A 17,276-nucleotide genomic window follows, 5' to 3' on the forward strand; every position below is an offset into this window, starting at 1 on the left:
GGTTATTTCTCTACGGATTGGATAAATGTTTTCATAATGCTAAGGCTTTGTTTTGGAGCTTCCATCGGCAACATATGTCCCGTTTCCTCAACCACTCGCGCTTGTGTGTTTAAATCTTGTGCCAGTTTTAAACCTTCTTTTTTGGGTGTCATACGATCTTGCCCAGCGAGAATAACGCAGCTTGGACAGCTCATACTGGCTAGCTGGCGTGCTCTTTCTGAGCCTTTGGTATAGGCATTACAAGCGGCGAGATCCGTAGCTAAAGGGTTGTTAGCCATAATGCGCGCGCCAATACCAATGGGTTGCATTCCAGGCACAGCACTAGCACCATATTGATGTTGGTTACCAAAGCCCCACTGCAGCATCATTTCTGCAGCAGCTGTAGGGTTTTTTTGCGCCGTTTCCACTAATGCATGGTTCACAGGTATAGCACTTGCAGTGGCAAGGGCTGTGACAGATTTAAGACGTTCACCTAGCAAGACGGCAGCCTCTAAGGCCACGAGAAAACCTTGGGAGTGGCCCACTAAATGTACCTTGGTTACCTTGGCGGCATCCAATGCCCGTATTAGCCATGAGCCCATGGATTCGATGCTAGTGAGGGCTGAACCTTCTGATAAGCTATGGGCTGGAAAGTCTGGGGCGAATACACTATAGCCATGGAAGGCAAACCAGCGTGCCTGCAATGCCCATCCACGATGGTCGGTGCCAGAACCGTGTAACAACACCACAGAGGGTAAACTTGCATCAAAAGGTTTGCCGCCAGTGGCTATAAAGGTTTTGGCGTTATCAACTTGAATATACATGGTTAAGCCTCCACCTGGTTGGCAACAATTTTAGCCGCCGCTCGTAAACCTAAACTAAAGTCAGCTTGTATGTCTTTAAGGGTCTCTATGCCTACGGATACGCGGATCAGGTCTGCGCTAATGCCCGCTGCTACAAGGTCTGTTTCACTCAAGCGTGAATGGGTGGTGCTGCCTGGATGGAGCACCAGAGTGCGTGAGTCACCCACATTGGCTAAGTTTGATGACAGTTGTAGCGCATTGATAAAGGCAGCGCCGGCGTCGCGGCCACCTTTTACACCAAAGGTGAGCATGGAACCTGCGCCCTTGGGGAATAGGGTTTTGGTATGTGTGTCTGCATCAATATCGGGGTGGTTGACCCAAGCAACTGCCTCTTGTTGTTGTAGCCATGTGACCATGGCTTGAGCATTAGATACATGCTGCTGCATGCGCAGGCTCAAGGTTTCTAAACCCTGCAACAGTAAAAATGCGTTATGGGGTGTCATAGCTGCACCTATGTCACGCATCGATTCGCAACGAATACGCATGGCTAAAGCAGCAGGGCCAAACTCTTCCCAAAAATTCATACCGTGGAAAGGTTCGTATGGCTGGGTTAGTGTTGGGAAGCGGCCACTTTTAAGCCAATCAAAATTGCCCCCATCTATCACCACCCCACCAACAGCAGCACCATGGCCACCAATCCACTTGGTAACAGAATGCACCACCACATCAGCCCCGTGCTCAATTGGGTTGTTAAGGTAGGGCGTTGCAAAGGTGGCGTCCACAACTAAGGGTATGCCTTGAGCATGGGCAGTTTTGGCAATGGCAGGTAAGTTAGATACCGCAAGACCAGGGTTGCCAATAGACTCACAAAACACCAGTTTAGTATTGTCTTGTATAGCATTAGATACAGCTGTTTGATCATTAATATCAACAAAGGTGCAGTCGATATTAAACCGTTTAAGGCTGTGTTTAAGGAGTGTAACGGTAGAGCCATATATTTGTGCTGCACTGACAATATGATCACCAGCGGAACAAAGGCTAAAAAAACTCACAAACAGAGCACTCATCCCAGAAGCAGTACAAATAGCCCCTGCGCCACCTTCTAAAGCCGCCAAACGTTGCTCTAATACAGCAACAGTAGGATTGGTAATGCGGCTATATATATGACCACCTTGCTCCACATTAAATAGCGCAGAAGCTTCGTCTACACTGTCAAACACATAAGAAGTGGTTTGGTAGATAGGCACAGCCCTAGAACCATGATCTGATTCGGGCTGGTAGCCACTGTGTAGCGCAATGGTATCGGCGCCTAAAAAAGAAGATTTGCTCATAGTGTTGCCTTATTGTTTTTATTTAGCGGGTGTTTTTGGTATCAAGCCTAGGGCGTCAAAGTTAAACGGTAGGGGAGTCAGCTGGCCTTGTAATATACCAAGGTTGGTGTGAGCGTCTAGCGTAAGGTTAGTGCCTAAAGCGGACAAAGAGCACAAGACAAACGCCAAGTGTACGCCATATTTTGGGGAATAAGCTTGGCTAGTAATTTCACCTACACACAGGTCACCTAAGTACACGTTCGAATCAGAAATTGTACAGGCTTGGTCGATGACTAAACCCTTTAGTTGACGCTGGGGCACAAGTTGACGCAGAGCAGGCAGAGATAAGCTGTCAATGTTTGCATCTAGGTCGACGTATTGGCCTAGGCCACATTCAAAAGGAGTGGTGTCGTAATCCATGTCATTACCTAATGACAATAAACCACTTTCAACACGTTCAATCCCATTAGGGCAACCTGGGCCTACGCTTAGGTCTTGTCCCTTATCAAAAAGCTCATCCCATAATGGGCCAGCAAGGCTGGCATCGTTAACATAAATTTCAAAGCCACCTTGTTTACTCCAGCCAGACCGAGCCACCTGCATGTCTACACCTTGGTAGGACATAGCTTTAATGTTGAAGAATTTAATTTCACGCACACTTTCACCAAACACTCTGGCCATCAGTTCTTCGGCCTTTGGGCCTTGAACGGCAAGGGGCCAAACATCAGGTTCAGTGACGCTAACGTCCAAGTTAAAACCGGTGGCTAAGCCCTGAGCCCATAACATAACGTCTGTATCTGCAATGGATAGCCACCAATTGTTGTCAGATAACTTGATGGCGATCGGATCATTAACAATACCACCTTGAGGGTTGCAGAGTGGCACATAAAAGCAACGACCAACGTAGGCTTTGGATAAGTCTCTGGGTGTCATGAGCTGAATCAAGCGGTAGGCATCAGGCCCACTAATAGCCACTTGTTTTTCACAAGATACATCCCACACTTGCACGTGTTCACACAAATGCCAATAGTCGGCCTCAATGCTTTGGAACTTAGTGGCTAATCGGGTGTGGTTATAGACTGTGTAGCCGGTAACTCCAGCAGCCTCAACTCGACTAGTAAATGGTGTGGAGCGGATGCGGCGAGAGACAGACAGTTCTGGATTCATAATGTTGCAACCAAGAGAAAATTGTGCCAAAAATAAGTAAGGGAAATATACGCTGCCATTCAATATGGTGAAATAGATAAACCTAGCCAGTCACTTTTGAGACTGGCTAGGTTCGTTTTTTCAAAGCGTGTTAACGACAGGCAGTGAGGCCTAATTCGTCAAAATCAAAAGGTAGGCTAGTCAGCACACCCCTAGCTTTACCTTGGTCTGTGTTAACCTCCACTGTGGTGGCACCATTTAAGGCTGCTAAATCACACATTACAAAGGCTAAACGACGCATATACTTAGGTGAGTATGCTTGGCTACGAACATCGCCAATTTTTTGATCACCCACAAAGACATTTAAATCAGCTAAGTTGCGGTGGTACTCCAGTACCAAACCCATAAGTTTTTTGCTAGGCGTGTGCTTCCTCAAAGCGGGTAAGCTTAAGCTTTTGACATCTGCGTCTAGGTCTATATATTTGTCTAAACCAATTTCAAATGGTGTGGTTTCATGGTCCATATCGTTGCCAAAAGACAGTAGCCCACTTTCGATACGTTCAATAAGGTTAGGGCAGCCTGCGCGCACGTCTAGATCTTGGCCTTTAGCAAATAACTCATCCCACAATTGAGTACCAATTTCAGCATTATTCACAAACACTTCATAACCGGTCTGTTTGCTCATGCCAGAACGAGCCACTTTCATACGTTGACCATGGTAGACGAAAGGCGCAATAGCAAAAAACCCTAGCTGTTTGATTTCATCGCCAAATACACGGCACATAAGATCTTCAGCCTTAGGGCCTTGTACGGCTAATGGGAAAATATCTGGTTCTCTTACTTCAACATCCAAGCCAAACCCTACGGCTAGACCTTTAGCCCAAAGTAATACGTCAGAGTCCGCAACAGACAAGCGCCAATGGCGATCATTGACCTTAATGGCCACGGCATCGTTCATCATTTTACCGTTTTCATCACACATAGGTAGATAGTAACAGCGGCCTACTTTGGCATGGGTTAAATTCCTCGGTGTCATGTATTGAGCCAGCTGGTTAGCCCCCGGGCCCATAAGAGTCACCTGTTTTTCGCAGCTGACGTCCCATACCTGTACGTTTTCACACAAGTGCCAATAATCCACTTCGATACCACGGAATGAAGTGGCTAATAACGTATGGTTGTAAACCGTGTAACCACTCGCACCGGCAGCCTCTACACGGCTACTAAAAGGGGTACGGCGAGTACGACGAGAAATGGACAAAAGTGGGCGCATGCAAATGGCTCCGTTGCATAAAAAGAGCCCCCATTTTGCCCGCAATTGATCTAGGCATCAAGCCTTGTTGTTAATGGAGACACTGCCACGTCGCTATGTTCCTCGCAAAGGCGCAAATACATAAATACCTTATCTTTACCAACCCAGTAAAGCATCTGACCCCATAAGGTCTAAGCAGCATAGACCTGTTTATCAATGCTTAGACCTTGCAGGGAAACCTCCATCTGGTCCTTAGTTTTAGCCATGGATGTAGCACGAACATGGCCGTAACCACGCACCTCCTCAAACAGGCTCATGGCAGCCAAGATGCTGATGTGGTTTTGTGAGTTAAGTAAGCCGATCAAACTATCAACTTGGTTCACAAAGTAACTCAAAAATGCACGTTCTGCTTTGCGTTCCGAGCTATAGCTGTATGGGTCTAATGCCGTTCCACGAATTCCTTTTAGCATAGATAGAGGTTTCATGAGGCGTAACATCCAACTACCAACACGGTATTTTTTTGGCTGGTTAAGATGTTTGTTCCAACCCGAAAAACCTATTGGTGATAGATTTAATGAAAGGCTGTAATCTCCGGTAAACTCGGCGGCTAATTTTGCCTTAAAGTTTGGATGAGTAAACAAACGAGCGACTTCATACTCATCCTTGACGGCCAATAACTTAAAGTAGGTAATGGCCAATGAACGTAGCAAAGGCAGGCTTTGATCGGCAGGTAACAGCGCCGATATTTTTTCGTGCCACTGATTAAGCTGCTGGGTGTATTGTTGTGCTAATGCCTGGTTTTGATACGCCACTAGGCGTTGCTGGCGATCAGATAACAGCTCTTTATAACTGGGTGCTGCTGGTTGTATATGTAAAATCTGTGGTTGTTCTAACCCTACATGGGCTAACTGTCTACCTAAATGTAATGCCTGCAGGTTGGCTTCTATGGCTACCCCGTTTAGCTCAACGGCCTGTTTAAGGGCGCTGACAGATACTGGTACGAGGCCTTTTTGTAGGGCAAACCCGAGTAGCATCACGTTGGCAAATATGGTGTCGCCCATTTGTGCTAGTGCCAATTTATGGAAATCCAATTGGTGTATGTCTTTGTGTACGTGACGGGCGATCAAATTAAGACACTCGTCTTGCTTGAAATCAAACCCTGCATCTTTCACAAAATTAGACACAGGAATAAGATGACTACTCAAAACCGTTTGTGTGGCTTGGCTGCACAAGCCCAGAACGCTAGGCGCAACGGTGACCACCGCATCTGCTGCCAGCAGCAAATCTGCACGGCCTTCAACAATACGAGGGGTGGTGACCTGTTCTGGTGAGTTAGCCAAACGTACATGACTTAACACGGCGCCACCTTTTTGAGCCAAGCCGGAGAAATCTAAGGTCATAAATGCATTACCATCCAAGTGTGCCGCCATACCTAGTAATGCGCCAATAGTAAGAACGCCAGTGCCGCCCACCCCAGTTACTGCAATGTTAAAGGGCTGGTCTAGATTTGTCTGAGGTTGGGGTTCTGGCAGGTCTAACAACACTTGTTTTTGAGCCTTCGGTTTGCGTACTTGGGCACCTTCGACAGTGATAAATGATGGGCAAAAACCCTTCACGCAGGATAAGTCTGCATTACAACTAGATTGGTTGATTTTACGTTTGCGCCCAAGGTCTGTCTCTAGTGGTTCTATAGCCACACAGTTAGATTGCACAGAACAATCACCACAACCTTCACAAATTTCCGGGTGAATCCAGGCCCGGGTTTTAATGGCTTCAGCCTTGCCTTGTTTGCGCAACCGGCGTTTTTCTGTGGCACAGGTTTGTTGGAATACGATAACACTCAACCCCTGTCTTTCACGTAAACGAACCATCACTGTTTCTAGCTCGTCACGGTGGCCTAAATACACGCCCTTAGCTAGTTCTGACTTTTTTATTTGTTTAGGGTCGTCTGCCAGCACGACAATCTCAGGTACCCCTTCATGAAACAGCTGATGGGTGAGTTGAGGCATGGTTAAAATGCCATCTACACTTTGGCCACCAGTCATTGCTACGGCATCATTAAAGAGAATTTTGTAAGTGATGTTAGCCCCAGCGGCAAGGGACTGACGAATGGCTAAAGACCCAGAATGGAAATAGGTGCCGTCGCCCAGATTAACAAATTGATGGGCTTCTGCCGTAAAGTGAGCACAACCTGCCCACATAGCACCCTCGCCACCCATTTGGCTAAAGGTTTCTGTGTTACGGTCCATCCACTGGGCCATAAAGTGGCAGCCAATGCCAGCTGCTGCGCGGCTGCCTTTGGGTACTTTGGTAGAGCTGTTATGGGGGCATCCTGCACAGTAAAAAGGTGTGCGAGTAACAGGTGCCAAAATCGAAGAACTGGTGGCATGTTGCTGGTCGATACGAGCTATTTGTGCTGAAAGGTGCATTTTGGTATCTGTGTCTAAATCAAGTTTCAGCAGGCGTTGCGCTATCACCTTGGCGACCATGGGTACATCGAGTTCTTTATCCAACGGCAGCGTGCTTTGATCCTGCTCATCAAATTTGCCAATGATACGAGGGCGCTCATGGGTGGCCCAGTTAAATAATTGTTGTTTGATCTGGTTTTCGATCACTTCACGGCGTTCTTCAATAACAAGAATTTCTTCTAAACCTTGAGAGAATTCGCGAATGCCTTGGGGTTCTAGAGGCCATGGCATACCTACTTTATAAATACTCACCCCCAGTTTAGCTGCTTGCTCATCTGTAAGGCCTAATTCGTGAATGGCTTGACGGGATTCTTCATAGGATTTGCCCGAAGCTACAATGCCAAAACGGGCTTTAGGTGAAACTAAGGTGACACGGTTGAAACCGTTAGCACGGGCAAATGCAAGGGCGGCATACGCTTTGTGATTTTGTAGTCTAGAATCTTGTAGCATGCGATCGTCGGGCCAGCGCAGATTGAGACCACCCTCTGGCACGTCGAAATCTTCAGGGATGACAAATTCCACATCTTCGTCTTTTAAATTTACAGCTGCAGTGGTTTCTACAGTTTCAGAAATAACCTTAAAACCGACCCAGCAGCCACTGTAACGTGACATAGCCAGACCCGCCAAACCCATCCATATGTATTCGTGAATAGAGGATGGATAAAGTACTGGCATGGTGGATGACATAAAGGCGTGATCCGATTGATGAGGCACGGTGGAAGATTTTGCGCCATGGTCATCGCCAGCCACGCATAGTACACCACCATAAGGTGCAGAACCCGCAGCATTGGCATGTTTAAACACGTCGCCACAACGGTCTACACCTGGGCCTTTGCCATACCACATGCCCACAAGGCCATCGTATTGGGCTTCTTTAGAGAGGTGAAGTTGTTGCGAACCCCACACCATAGTGGCGGCTAGCTCCTCGTTGACACCCGCTTGAAAACGAATGTTATGTTGATCTAGATATGGCTGTGCAAGTTCTAGGGTTTTGTCGAGCAAGCCCAGCGGTGAGCCACGATAACCACTGATAAAGCCACCAGTATTTAAGCCTGCAGCTTGGTCACGGCGTACTTGGGCCATGGGAATGCGAGCTAAGGCCTGTACACCACTCATATACACTTGGCCAGACTGTTGGCGGTAACATTCGTATAAATCTTTGGGCTGGTGGGCAAGTGGCTTAGTCATGACAAGCTGTCTCATGTAAATAGAGTGAGTTAGCGCAACAGTATGCCTTTGTTAAACTGGAAAAATATTGCGTCTTGTTATAGAAAAACGTCATAATATGAAATATTATTGTTGTATTTATTAATATTATAGGACGAGCGTCCTAATATGGTGAGATATGAAGTTAGACTCCTTTGATATCAAGATACTACAGCAACTACAAAAAGACGCAAGTCAGTCCGTGCATACCATCTCTGAGCATGTCGGCTTATCTCATACACCCTGTTGGCGGCGTATTAAGCGCTTGCAAGAAAGTGGCGTAATAAGCGCTAACGTGGCCTTGGTTAATGCTAAAAAAGTGGGCCTAGGAGTGGTGGTTTTTGTAACAGTGAAACTCAATAATCATGATGATCAGCTGTTGGCACAATTTGAAAGCGCTGCAGTGGCTATGGATGAAGTGATGCAGTGCTACATTATGTCTGGTGACGTGGATTATTTACTGCGTGTTGTAGTGCAGTCTATAGAGCAGTACGAACAAACTCTTAAACGTAAATTAGTTAAGTTACCTGGTGTTGCGGCGCTTAATTCTAGCTTTGCTTTGCGAGAACTAAAAAATCAGCATTTATTGCCATGGCAACTTGTGGCCACAGGAAAGCGTTAATAGTAGGCCTTTAGGGTGAAGCCATAATGTAGTCAGGAACAATACCAGACTGGGTAATGTAAGGTGATACATCGTGTTTGGCGAACAAACCGTGGTCCGTCACCAAGGCTGTTTTTACACCATGTGCAGCGCCACCAAGAATGTCTGTGTGTAAGGTATCGCCAACCATTAAAATACGTTGCTTAGGAATGCTTTCTAGGCCCGCACAGGCTAATTGGTATATGTTTGAGAAGGGCTTGCCGAAAAAATGCAAGGTTACTCCATTAATGGGGCTCAGTTGGTGGGCAAAATATCCAGGTTCTAAACTGAAGCGATGTTCGTTGGGGGCCACCAAGTCTGGATTTCCCACCCATACTGGACGAGGGTTTTGGAGGAGACTCTGCATTAATAAGCATTGCTGGTGTTCAGTCCAACAGGACGCGCCCAATAATATAAACCCGCTGACCTTATCGAATAGCTTAATATCGTTCGCTAAGGCGATACTATCTATGGGTAAGGTATCTAGCCGTGAATCGGGCCTGGCCATGACGCCCCAAAGAGTCGTGTCTTGTGCCCGAGGAAAAGACTCGGTAAGCCCGCGGCACAATGCATCTCGGCTAGCGACTATATTCTCTAAAGCAAACTTAAAGCCCAGTTGTTTGAGTTTTATCTGAGTTTCAGTGGCGGGTAGGCTCGCACCATTAGTTAATACCATCACCCGTTTACCGGCTGATTGAAGAGTATGCACTGCTGCAGGCGCACTCTTAATGGCTGTCTGACCAAGGTTTAGCACGCCAAAGGCATCCAGTAAAAACACGTCAAAATCTTTTGCCAAATCAGCCAAGCCGTCAACCCATATACTCTTCTTAGGGAAATTCGCTGTGGGCAGGGTGTGTCGAATGGCCTCATAGCGCTCAAAAGCCCATTGGGAGGTAACTTCAATTTTTTCTAAATAGGTTTTCATTACAGAAAATCAACTGCCTTGGTGTTTTAAAAGGGCTTTAATATCAGCCAGTTCGTTGCGTAAGTCAGACATGGAGGGTTCTCCGTCTGCCAAACGCTCTGCTGCGTTCTCATTTTCCATGACGTTCACAACAATGCCAATAACCATATTTAAAAACGCAAACGTAGTGAGAAAAATAAAGCTTAAGAAATACACCCAAGCGTAGCCATATATGGTCATTACTTCGTACATAACGTCGGTCCAGTCTTCAAAAGTCATGACCCTAAACAGCGTCAGCATCGAGATGGAAATGTCGCCCCACAAAACTGAATTGATGCTACTAAAAAAAGTCGTACCGACCGCGGCGTAGATATAAAAAATGATGAACATCAGCATGAGTATGTACCCCAACTGAGGCAGTGCCTTGATCAGCGAATTAAGCAATATTCGGAGTTCTGGCACGACAGAAATCATACGCAATACTCGGAAAATACGTATTAGTCGACCTACTAAAGCTAACTCACTATCTTCTATAGGGATTAGGCTTACCACAACAATGATGGTGTCGAAAAGATTCCAGCCGTTAAAAAAGAACCTACTTTTATTTGGGTCGCCAGTAAATCGGATACTAATTTCAATTAAGAAAAATACTGTAATGCCGATGTCTAGGAAACCTATGACGCTGATCAGCCCAGGGGGCATGGAATAGGTTTTAGCGCCAATGACAAGTGCCGACAGCAGGATGATGCTGACTACAAACAACTCAAATATTTTATTAGATCGTAAGGTGAATAAACGAGTTTGTAAACGGGATAAAAGCATGAATGTAGGCTCAATTTTTAGAGTAAATAGTTGGGTATTATGAACTGTAACGTGCGCTAATTAGGCCGCCAAGTATGATGAAAGTAAGCGCTACTACGGAACTGGTTGCCATTACAGCGGTGCCAGATAGCCCTGCTCCTATTGAACAGCCACTGGCAAGCACTGAGCCTACACCCATGAGTGTTCCTGCAAATACGTAACGCCCCATAGGGAACTCTGGGGTAAAGCTTCGTAGGTTAAAATCTTGTCTCACTAAGGTCACCATAACAGCACCGACCAAGCAGCCTATGAGAAGGCCTGTGCCGAGTCGTATAAATGGAGCATCTAACGAGATAACACTGATTAAACTTTGTGCTGCGGGTGCGCTAAAGGTAATGCTTTGCGGTAACATTGCATTAAAGCTGTGATAAGCAAAAAAGCTGGTTGCGTACCAGCCCAGTGCCACAGCAAGGCCGACGATGGTGGCCCCCAGTAATTGTGCCCAAGCGCGCCTTCTAATGAGAGCAACTGCACAGATGGCAGCAATGATTGCACCGATGAGCAAATAATGTGATTGCGATAAAGGCAGCCATTCATGGAGTTGGCTGGCTGGCTGATTTAGTCGCCATAGGTCCTGCACATTCTCTCTAAATGTCACCAGTTGGCCGCCATAAGTGAGTTGTGCCGACAGGGCGAAAGCGACCAGAGTGAGCAGTGACCTTAAGTTACCGCTGGCAAGCTGTATAATTTGCCGTGAGGCACAGCCACGGCTCAGCATCATACCAAAGCCAAACATCAATCCACCAATAATGGGACCGCTGAGGCTGGCCTCTGCAGTAATAACCTGTGCTTCGCTAATATCACCAGCGTCTCCTTGCAACAGTAACTGGGTGCACACAATGGCAACTCCTAAGCCACATAGCCAAGTATAGCTAGCACTGCTGAATTTTTTCAGGGATACATCCAGCACCAATTTGCGCAGGCAAAAGTTGCTAATAGTAGCGCCCAAGCCGAAGGCTAAGCCCATCACCAGGCCTAGGAATAACTGTAAAGGCTGGATGCCAATGTCAGTGATGAGTTGTTCGTAATCCATAGGCGGTTAAGTCATGTAATAATGTTAGCGAATTATAGGTCGTCTTAGAGCAAAAATCACGTTACTAAGGCTTTAAAGGGGTGGCTATGGTCGCACATAAATATATCCTCTTTGTTGTAAGGCCACGATGGCAGGCAGCCCCGCTTGCACAATGTCTCCTTCTGCAACCTCATACAGTGCCGCCCGTGTAAGCTGGTATGCTGATAAAGTATTTCCACAGATTAAAAACTGCACATTCTGAAAGCGCAGGCTATCTAGGGCTATTTGCTTATCGAGGTCGTTGTTGGCCTCAATAAAATACTCCAATGCCGGGCCGTGCACTACAACCTTTAAATCAATGGCGTCTTCACCTACGGCGTCAAGGTGATTGGTCATGTTGTTAAAAGTAGCGTTGATTCGGCTTGTTTCACCGTAGTTGACATGATAGACCACTTTTTGAGGTTCATAGTCCTGTGCCAAAGCACTCATAGTAACTAGGCAGGAGAAAATTAAGCATAATAAATTTTTGTAATGACACATTGGCATGACCACCTTAATTAACACTCACAGCATAAGGTAACATAGAAGGCAGGCATCCTTTTTTTTGATTTTTAATATAAATTTATTATATAAACTTATGCTTTTTAGTTTATTTTGGAATATGCTACTTTAGTGTCTTGTAATGTTTGACCAAGATTCCGTATGATAGTCAGATTGAAACGCTCGATAAAAGTTACCTATGGCCATTCCGAGTACCCAACAACTGCTGCAAACTATGCAGGGTGCAAGTGAACACTTAAGCACCAATGACCGGCGTGATTTTTTACGCCGTGGGGTGAGCTATGTGGCTGGAGCTGCTGCGGTAGGTGGCGCTACACTGGCCTCGGCCACAGGTTTAACTAGTAACTTGCCACCCAATGAGCCCCAATGGGGCCGACAACTAGGCACTGGGGTGGTGGAAAATCCATACGGGCTGCCCTCACGTCATGAGTCACAGGTTGTTCGGCGTACTGTGCCTTGGTTAACGGCTGAGTCCATCTCATCTATTAGCATGAGCCCACTTCAAGACCTTAAGGGCATTATTACACCTAACGGTTTGGTGTTTGAACGTTACCACGCGGGTGTGCCCGACATTAACCCAGACGAACACCGTTTGATGATCCATGGTTTAGTGGACAACCCATTAATTTTCACCATGGAAGATCTGATGCGTTTTCCATCAGTGTCGGAAATTAAATTTATTGAGTGCCCAGCTAATGGAGGCATGGAATGGCGTGGTCCACAAATGGAAGCGTTGCAGTTCACCCACGGCATGTTGAGTTGTTGTGAATGGACAGGGGTACCTTTAAAGGTACTGTTAGATGCTGCAGGTGTGCAGACTGCAGGCAAGTGGATATTAGCAGAAGGGGCAGACGGTGCTCATATGAGCCGCTCTATTCCAATGGAAAAAATTTTAGACGATACCTTAGTTGTTTATGCTCAAAATGGTGAAATGTTGCGGCCAGAGCAAGGCTATCCTTTGCGCCTATTAAACCCTGGTTGGGAAGGCAACACCTCCATTAAATGGTTGCGCCGTATCGAAGTAGGTGACCAACCTTGGCATCACCGCGAAGAAACCTCTAAATATACTGACCTGATGGCAGATGGCCGTGCTCGCCGTTTTACCTTTGTGCAAGAGTGTAATTCTGTAATTACTAGCCCTTGCCCAGAGAACCCGATTGTCCGCAAAGGCTTCTTAGAGGTTGAAGGCTTAGCGTGGACTGGCCGTGGCACAATTAAAGGTGTGGATATATCCTTTGATGGTGGTGTTTCGTGGCGTCCTGCGCAGCTTAAGGGTTTGGTGCTCGATAAAGCGCTGACTCGGTTTAGTCTCAGCACCCAGTGGCAAGGAGAACCATGGCTAATTCAAAGCCGAGCTTATGACGATACAGGCTACGTCCAACCTACCTTAGCTCAACTAAGAGAGCAACGCGGTGTAAATTCTATTTATCACAAAAACTCCATTCATACCTGGCAAGTAGCTCCAACTGGCGAGGTGAAAAATGTTCAGATTACCTAAATCTGCACTTGCTCTAGCCATAGCCCTGTTTGCCTGTGCTGCGGTGGGGGCATCTAACTCCCAAGACTACCAAATTGGCACAGCAGCAACTGCAGCTGAAATAGCAGGCTGGGATATTGATATTCGTGCAGACGGCAAAGGTCTGCCTGTCGGTAGTGGTAATGCAATCAATGGTGAAGAAAGTTACGAAATATTTTGTGCGTCGTGTCATGGCGTATTCGGTGAGGGAGAAGGCCGTTGGCCGGTTTTAGCTGGTGGTGAAGGAACATTGGCTGATGATCGCCCAGTTAAGACCGTAGGCAGCTATTGGCCCTATGCCAGCACCTTGTTTGACTATATTCGTCGGGCTATGCCGTTCACAGCACCGATGAGCTTAGATGATCAACAGGTTTATGACATTACTGCGTATGTGCTCTACTTGAACGATTTGATCGAAGAAGACTTTGAGCTGTCGCAAGATAATTTGGCCCAGATAGAAATGCCTAATCAAGACGGTTTCTTTGTGGATAATCGCCCAGACGTGAGCAATCCCCGTTGTATGGCTGATTGTGCAGATCCAGCCAGCCTAATGATTCAAAGCTCCTTATCAGGGATTACACCGATTGGTCATTTTGTTGAAGGGGCCGATGCGCCTGCGTCAAGCCACTCGGGCCAACACGACCTAGAAGCCAGTAAAGAAGCTGAGCGGAAGGCGGCTATTACGGGTGAACAATTGGTTTCGTCAGTTGCCCAGAAAAATGCTGTGATGAGTGCGGAAGCTATCGCTGGCGAAGCAACCTATAAGGTGGCTTGTGGCGTTTGCCACGATAGTGGCTTAGCGGGTGCACCTAAGTTAGCAGATACTGATGCCTGGTTAACAAGGCTTCAGCAAGGCAAAGAAATACTTACCATTCATGCGTTAGAGGGGTATGCTGGTGCTAAAGGGTATATGCCAGCCAAAGGTGGTAGGGCAGATTTATCAGATGAAGCAGTGACCAATGCGGTCCTATTTATGGTGGAATCTCAACAATAAGTTATGGTGGAATCTCAACAATAATGTTTAGCTTTCATGAAGACAAAAACGAGGAAAAACTAATGCGCAAAAGTATAATAAAGCACGCGTTACTCGGTTTGGTGTTGGTCGGAGCGTCTTCAATGACGTTGGCAGCTGCCTCTGCCGATCAAATAGCCAAAGGTAAAGCACTTTATCTAAATAAGAAAAAGGGTAACTGTATAGCCTGTCACATGATTCCTGATGCAGATGCTAAGCTGCCAGGAAATCAAGGCCCGCCGTTAGTGGCAATGAAAGCACGCTTTCCAGACCCAAAGGTACTTAGGGCTCAGATTTGGGATCCCACTGTAAAAAGCCCTTCGACTATCATGCCTCCATTTGGTCGCCATTGGATTTTATCTGAAGATGAAATCGATGATATTGTGGCTTACTTGTACCAGTATTAAATTATATTTCAGTGCCATTAAATTAAAAATGGCAAAGGACTAAACTAATGATGAATCGAAGAAGTGTTTTAAAGGCAGTATTTACTGGGGGCTTAGTTGCTGGTATGGGTGTGCTAATGCCACGCATAGCCATGGCTGCTTGGTCTAAAGCAGCATTTGAGGCTGAGACGCAAGACATGGCAATGGGCGCTTTATATGAAGCAAACCCAAGTGCCAGCGCTGACGTCACATTAAAAGCGCCTGATATCGCTGAAAATGGTGCAGTGGTGCCTATCAGTGTGAAAAGCAGTTTGTCAGGTGTGACTAGTATTGCCATATTTGTGGCTGGTAACCCGCTACCATTGGCTGCTCAGTTCACCATCCCTGAAGGTACCTTGGCCAATGTGTCTTGCCGTATCCGTATGGGTAAAACCTCCGATGTAACCGCAGTGGTCACGACGGCTGGTGGTGCATTCAGTGCTTCTAAAGAAGTAAAAGTAACAATCGGCGGCTGCGGCGGCTAACGGCGAACTAGGAGAAATTATCATGGCAAAAGGTATTTTACGCGCCAAAGCAAAAGCCAAAGGCGACAATACATTAGTTAAAATCATGGCTAAGCATGCTATGGAAACAGGTAACCGCAAAGATAAAAGTGGTAAAAAAATTCCTGCTAAATACATTCAAACCCTGAGCGTTGCGCATAACGGAAAAACTGTTATGGAAGCCAATATGGGTCCTGCCGTTTCTAAGAACCCATACATGGCATTCACCTTTGTTGGTGGTGCTAAAGGTGACGAACTGCAAATGACATGGACGGAAAATACTGGCTCTACAGCCACAGAAACCGCCAAAATCAAGTAGCCGGTAACGGCGACTCTATAGCAAGAGGCATCAGATATGAAAATAATAAAATCACTGTTAGCCGGCGCATCCTTGGCGCTTGTGGCCAGTATCAGCCAAGCAGCAACCAGCGGTAATACATTGGCAACGGTTGATCCAGAAGCGGATCGTTTAGCCCTGCAAAGTTACTTTCAAAAGCGCTTTCCACAAGTAGCTTTAAGTGACTACGTCAACGGCATTTATGCTCTTGATGCGCCATCGCGTGAGCAGTGGCAAAGCATAGAAGAGTTCCCTCCTTACGAGTTTGATATTGAAGAAGGTGAAGCTCTATTTAATAAAACGTTTGCTAATGGCAAATCTTACGCTGATTGCTTCGCTAATGGCGGCATTGGCATTCGCCAAAATTTTCCCCGTTGGGATGCATCTCAAGGCAAAGTTGTGACCTTAGAGTTGGCTATTAATCAGTGTCGCAAAGCTAACGGTGAAGAAGCCTTGGGTTGGAAAAAAGGCAAAATTGCCCAGATATCTGCTTATATGGCCTTCACCTCACGGGACAACGTATTCGATGTGCAAATCCCTAATGACAAGGCTAAAGCAGCCTACTTAGACGGTAAGCAAAGCTTCTACGCCCGTCGTGGCCAATTGAATATGAGTTGTGCCAACTGCCATATAGCTGGTGCCTACATTAAAATTCGCGCCGACTTACCAGGGCCTACTTTAGGTCACGTGACTCACTTTCCAGTGTTTCGCTCTAAGTGGGGCAACCTAGGTACGTTGCAACGCCGTTATGGCGGTTGCCAGAAGAACGTGCGTGGAGTGCCACAGAAAACTCAGGGTGAAAAGTTCCGCAACTTAGAATTTTTCCAAACGTATATGTCGAATGGACTAGTGGTTAATGGCCCTGGTGCACGTAAATAAGCAGACGAGGAGAACAACATGAAAAAGACGATTTCCCTTGTGGCAGCCTTGATGATGGTATCCGGCGTAGTCGCTGCACATCCTTTTAATGAAGCCTTTAATGAACAACGTGCTATGTACGGTAAAGGTCATAGCTTTATGTGGAATGGCCAAACCTACATTACGGATCATCCTGAAGAGATTGCTGCTGCAGTAGAAGCTAATGTGGCTAACGCGACTGCATTGCTCGCTGCGGCTAAAGACCAGTACACCCAAGTGCTTGCAGTTGATTTTGGTTGGACTTTAACCAAAAAGTTACTTAAGTCGGCTGGTAAAGCGCTTGAAGCTGGTGAATTTCGTAAATCTATGGACATTTCAGCACAAGCTCAATATCACTCGCGCATGGGTATTGCGCAGTACCACCAATCCCAAGCTGAGTGGATTATGGCTGTGCCTGAGTAAGACCCATAGTTAACACTACCCAAG

At 46.5% G+C, this 17,276-nt stretch carries 17 protein-coding genes; 8 read left to right on the forward strand and 9 right to left on the reverse strand.

The annotated features are described in order from the left end of the window. Window positions 1-2 precede the first annotated feature (2 nt). From ABXT70_RS02985 to ABXT70_RS03005, 5 genes are all read right to left on the reverse strand, one after another. Complete coding sequence (locus tag ABXT70_RS02985; protein ID WP_443641697.1) at window positions 3-803, reverse strand: alpha/beta fold hydrolase; 801 nt, start codon at window positions 801-803, stop codon at window positions 3-5. A gap of 2 nt (window positions 804-805) precedes the next feature. Beyond that, a complete protein-coding gene (locus tag ABXT70_RS02990; RefSeq protein WP_443641698.1) occupies window positions 806-2,113 on the reverse strand; it encodes an O-acetylhomoserine aminocarboxypropyltransferase/cysteine synthase family protein in 1,308 nt (435 codons plus the stop codon). Between the two features lie 18 nt (window positions 2,114-2,131). Then, on the reverse strand, window positions 2,132-3,259 hold the full coding sequence (locus tag ABXT70_RS02995) for a dimethylsulfoniopropionate demethylase (protein ID WP_443641699.1): 1,128 nt from the start codon (window positions 3,257-3,259) through the stop codon (window positions 2,132-2,134). A gap of 130 nt (window positions 3,260-3,389) precedes the next feature. Continuing rightward, window positions 3,390-4,508 carry a dimethylsulfoniopropionate demethylase gene (locus ABXT70_RS03000; protein ID WP_443641700.1) on the reverse strand — a complete coding sequence of 373 codons (1,119 nt, stop codon included), beginning with the start codon at window positions 4,506-4,508 and terminating at the stop codon, window positions 3,390-3,392. 170 nt (window positions 4,509-4,678) lie between these two features. Beyond that, the gene (locus tag ABXT70_RS03005) at window positions 4,679-8,143 is read right to left on the reverse strand and encodes an indolepyruvate ferredoxin oxidoreductase family protein (protein WP_443641701.1); all 3,465 of its coding nucleotides are present in this window, start codon (window positions 8,141-8,143) and stop codon (window positions 4,679-4,681) included. A 157-nt stretch (window positions 8,144-8,300) separates the two neighbouring features. Between ABXT70_RS03005 and ABXT70_RS03010 the strand changes: the two genes are divergently transcribed. After that, entirely contained in the window at window positions 8,301-8,783 is a 483-nt protein-coding gene (locus ABXT70_RS03010; protein WP_443641702.1) for an Lrp/AsnC family transcriptional regulator, read from the forward strand. A 10-nt stretch (window positions 8,784-8,793) separates the two neighbouring features. On the opposite strand, the gene ABXT70_RS03015 is transcribed toward ABXT70_RS03010, so the two are convergent. From ABXT70_RS03015 to ABXT70_RS03030, 4 genes are all read right to left on the reverse strand, one after another. After that, on the reverse strand, window positions 8,794-9,726 hold the full coding sequence (locus tag ABXT70_RS03015; protein WP_443641703.1) for an HAD-IIA family hydrolase: 933 nt from the start codon (window positions 9,724-9,726) through the stop codon (window positions 8,794-8,796). 9 nt (window positions 9,727-9,735) lie between these two features. Then, a complete protein-coding gene (locus ABXT70_RS03020) occupies window positions 9,736-10,527 on the reverse strand; it encodes an ion transporter (protein ID WP_443641704.1) in 792 nt (263 codons plus the stop codon). Window positions 10,528-10,564: 37 nt separating this feature from the next. Beyond that, window positions 10,565-11,599, reverse strand: a complete 1,035-nt coding sequence (locus ABXT70_RS03025) for a YeeE/YedE family protein (protein WP_443641705.1) — start codon at window positions 11,597-11,599, stop codon at window positions 10,565-10,567. An 84-nt stretch (window positions 11,600-11,683) separates the two neighbouring features. After that, entirely contained in the window at window positions 11,684-12,118 is a 435-nt protein-coding gene (locus ABXT70_RS03030; RefSeq protein ID WP_443641706.1) for a DsrE family protein, read from the reverse strand. A gap of 199 nt (window positions 12,119-12,317) precedes the next feature. Here ABXT70_RS03030 and soxC point away from each other — a divergent pair, with 199 nt between their 5' ends. From soxC to ABXT70_RS03065, 7 genes are all read left to right on the forward strand, one after another. Further along, window positions 12,318-13,637 carry a sulfite dehydrogenase gene (gene soxC, locus ABXT70_RS03035; protein ID WP_443641707.1) on the forward strand — a complete coding sequence of 440 codons (1,320 nt, stop codon included), beginning with the start codon at window positions 12,318-12,320 and terminating at the stop codon, window positions 13,635-13,637. Next, a complete protein-coding gene (locus ABXT70_RS03040; protein ID WP_443641708.1) occupies window positions 13,621-14,649 on the forward strand; it encodes a c-type cytochrome in 1,029 nt (342 codons plus the stop codon). Before soxC ends, ABXT70_RS03040 begins: the two co-directional genes overlap by 17 nt. A 62-nt stretch (window positions 14,650-14,711) precedes the next feature. Beyond that, window positions 14,712-15,074: a sulfur oxidation c-type cytochrome SoxX gene (soxX, locus tag ABXT70_RS03045; protein WP_443641709.1), complete on the forward strand. Its 363-nt coding sequence runs from the start codon at window positions 14,712-14,714 to the stop codon at window positions 15,072-15,074. 47 nt (window positions 15,075-15,121) lie between these two features. Further along, window positions 15,122-15,577: a thiosulfate oxidation carrier protein SoxY gene (soxY, locus tag ABXT70_RS03050; RefSeq protein ID WP_443641710.1), complete on the forward strand. Its 456-nt coding sequence runs from the start codon at window positions 15,122-15,124 to the stop codon at window positions 15,575-15,577. A gap of 22 nt (window positions 15,578-15,599) precedes the next feature. Continuing rightward, window positions 15,600-15,914 carry a thiosulfate oxidation carrier complex protein SoxZ gene (soxZ, locus tag ABXT70_RS03055; protein WP_443641711.1) on the forward strand — a complete coding sequence of 105 codons (315 nt, stop codon included), beginning with the start codon at window positions 15,600-15,602 and terminating at the stop codon, window positions 15,912-15,914. A 36-nt stretch (window positions 15,915-15,950) separates the two neighbouring features. Next, a complete protein-coding gene (gene soxA / locus ABXT70_RS03060; RefSeq protein WP_443641712.1) occupies window positions 15,951-16,811 on the forward strand; it encodes a sulfur oxidation c-type cytochrome SoxA in 861 nt (286 codons plus the stop codon). Between the two features lie 18 nt (window positions 16,812-16,829). Then, window positions 16,830-17,252, forward strand: coding sequence for a hypothetical protein (locus ABXT70_RS03065; protein ID WP_443641713.1), 423 nt, complete (start codon window positions 16,830-16,832; stop codon window positions 17,250-17,252). Window positions 17,253-17,276: the final 24 nt, after the last annotated feature.

Origin of the sequence: Candidatus Njordibacter sp. Uisw_039, from assembly GCF_047730075.1 — a bacterium.
Lineage (GTDB): Bacteria > Pseudomonadota > Gammaproteobacteria > Pseudomonadales > Balneatricaceae > Njordibacter.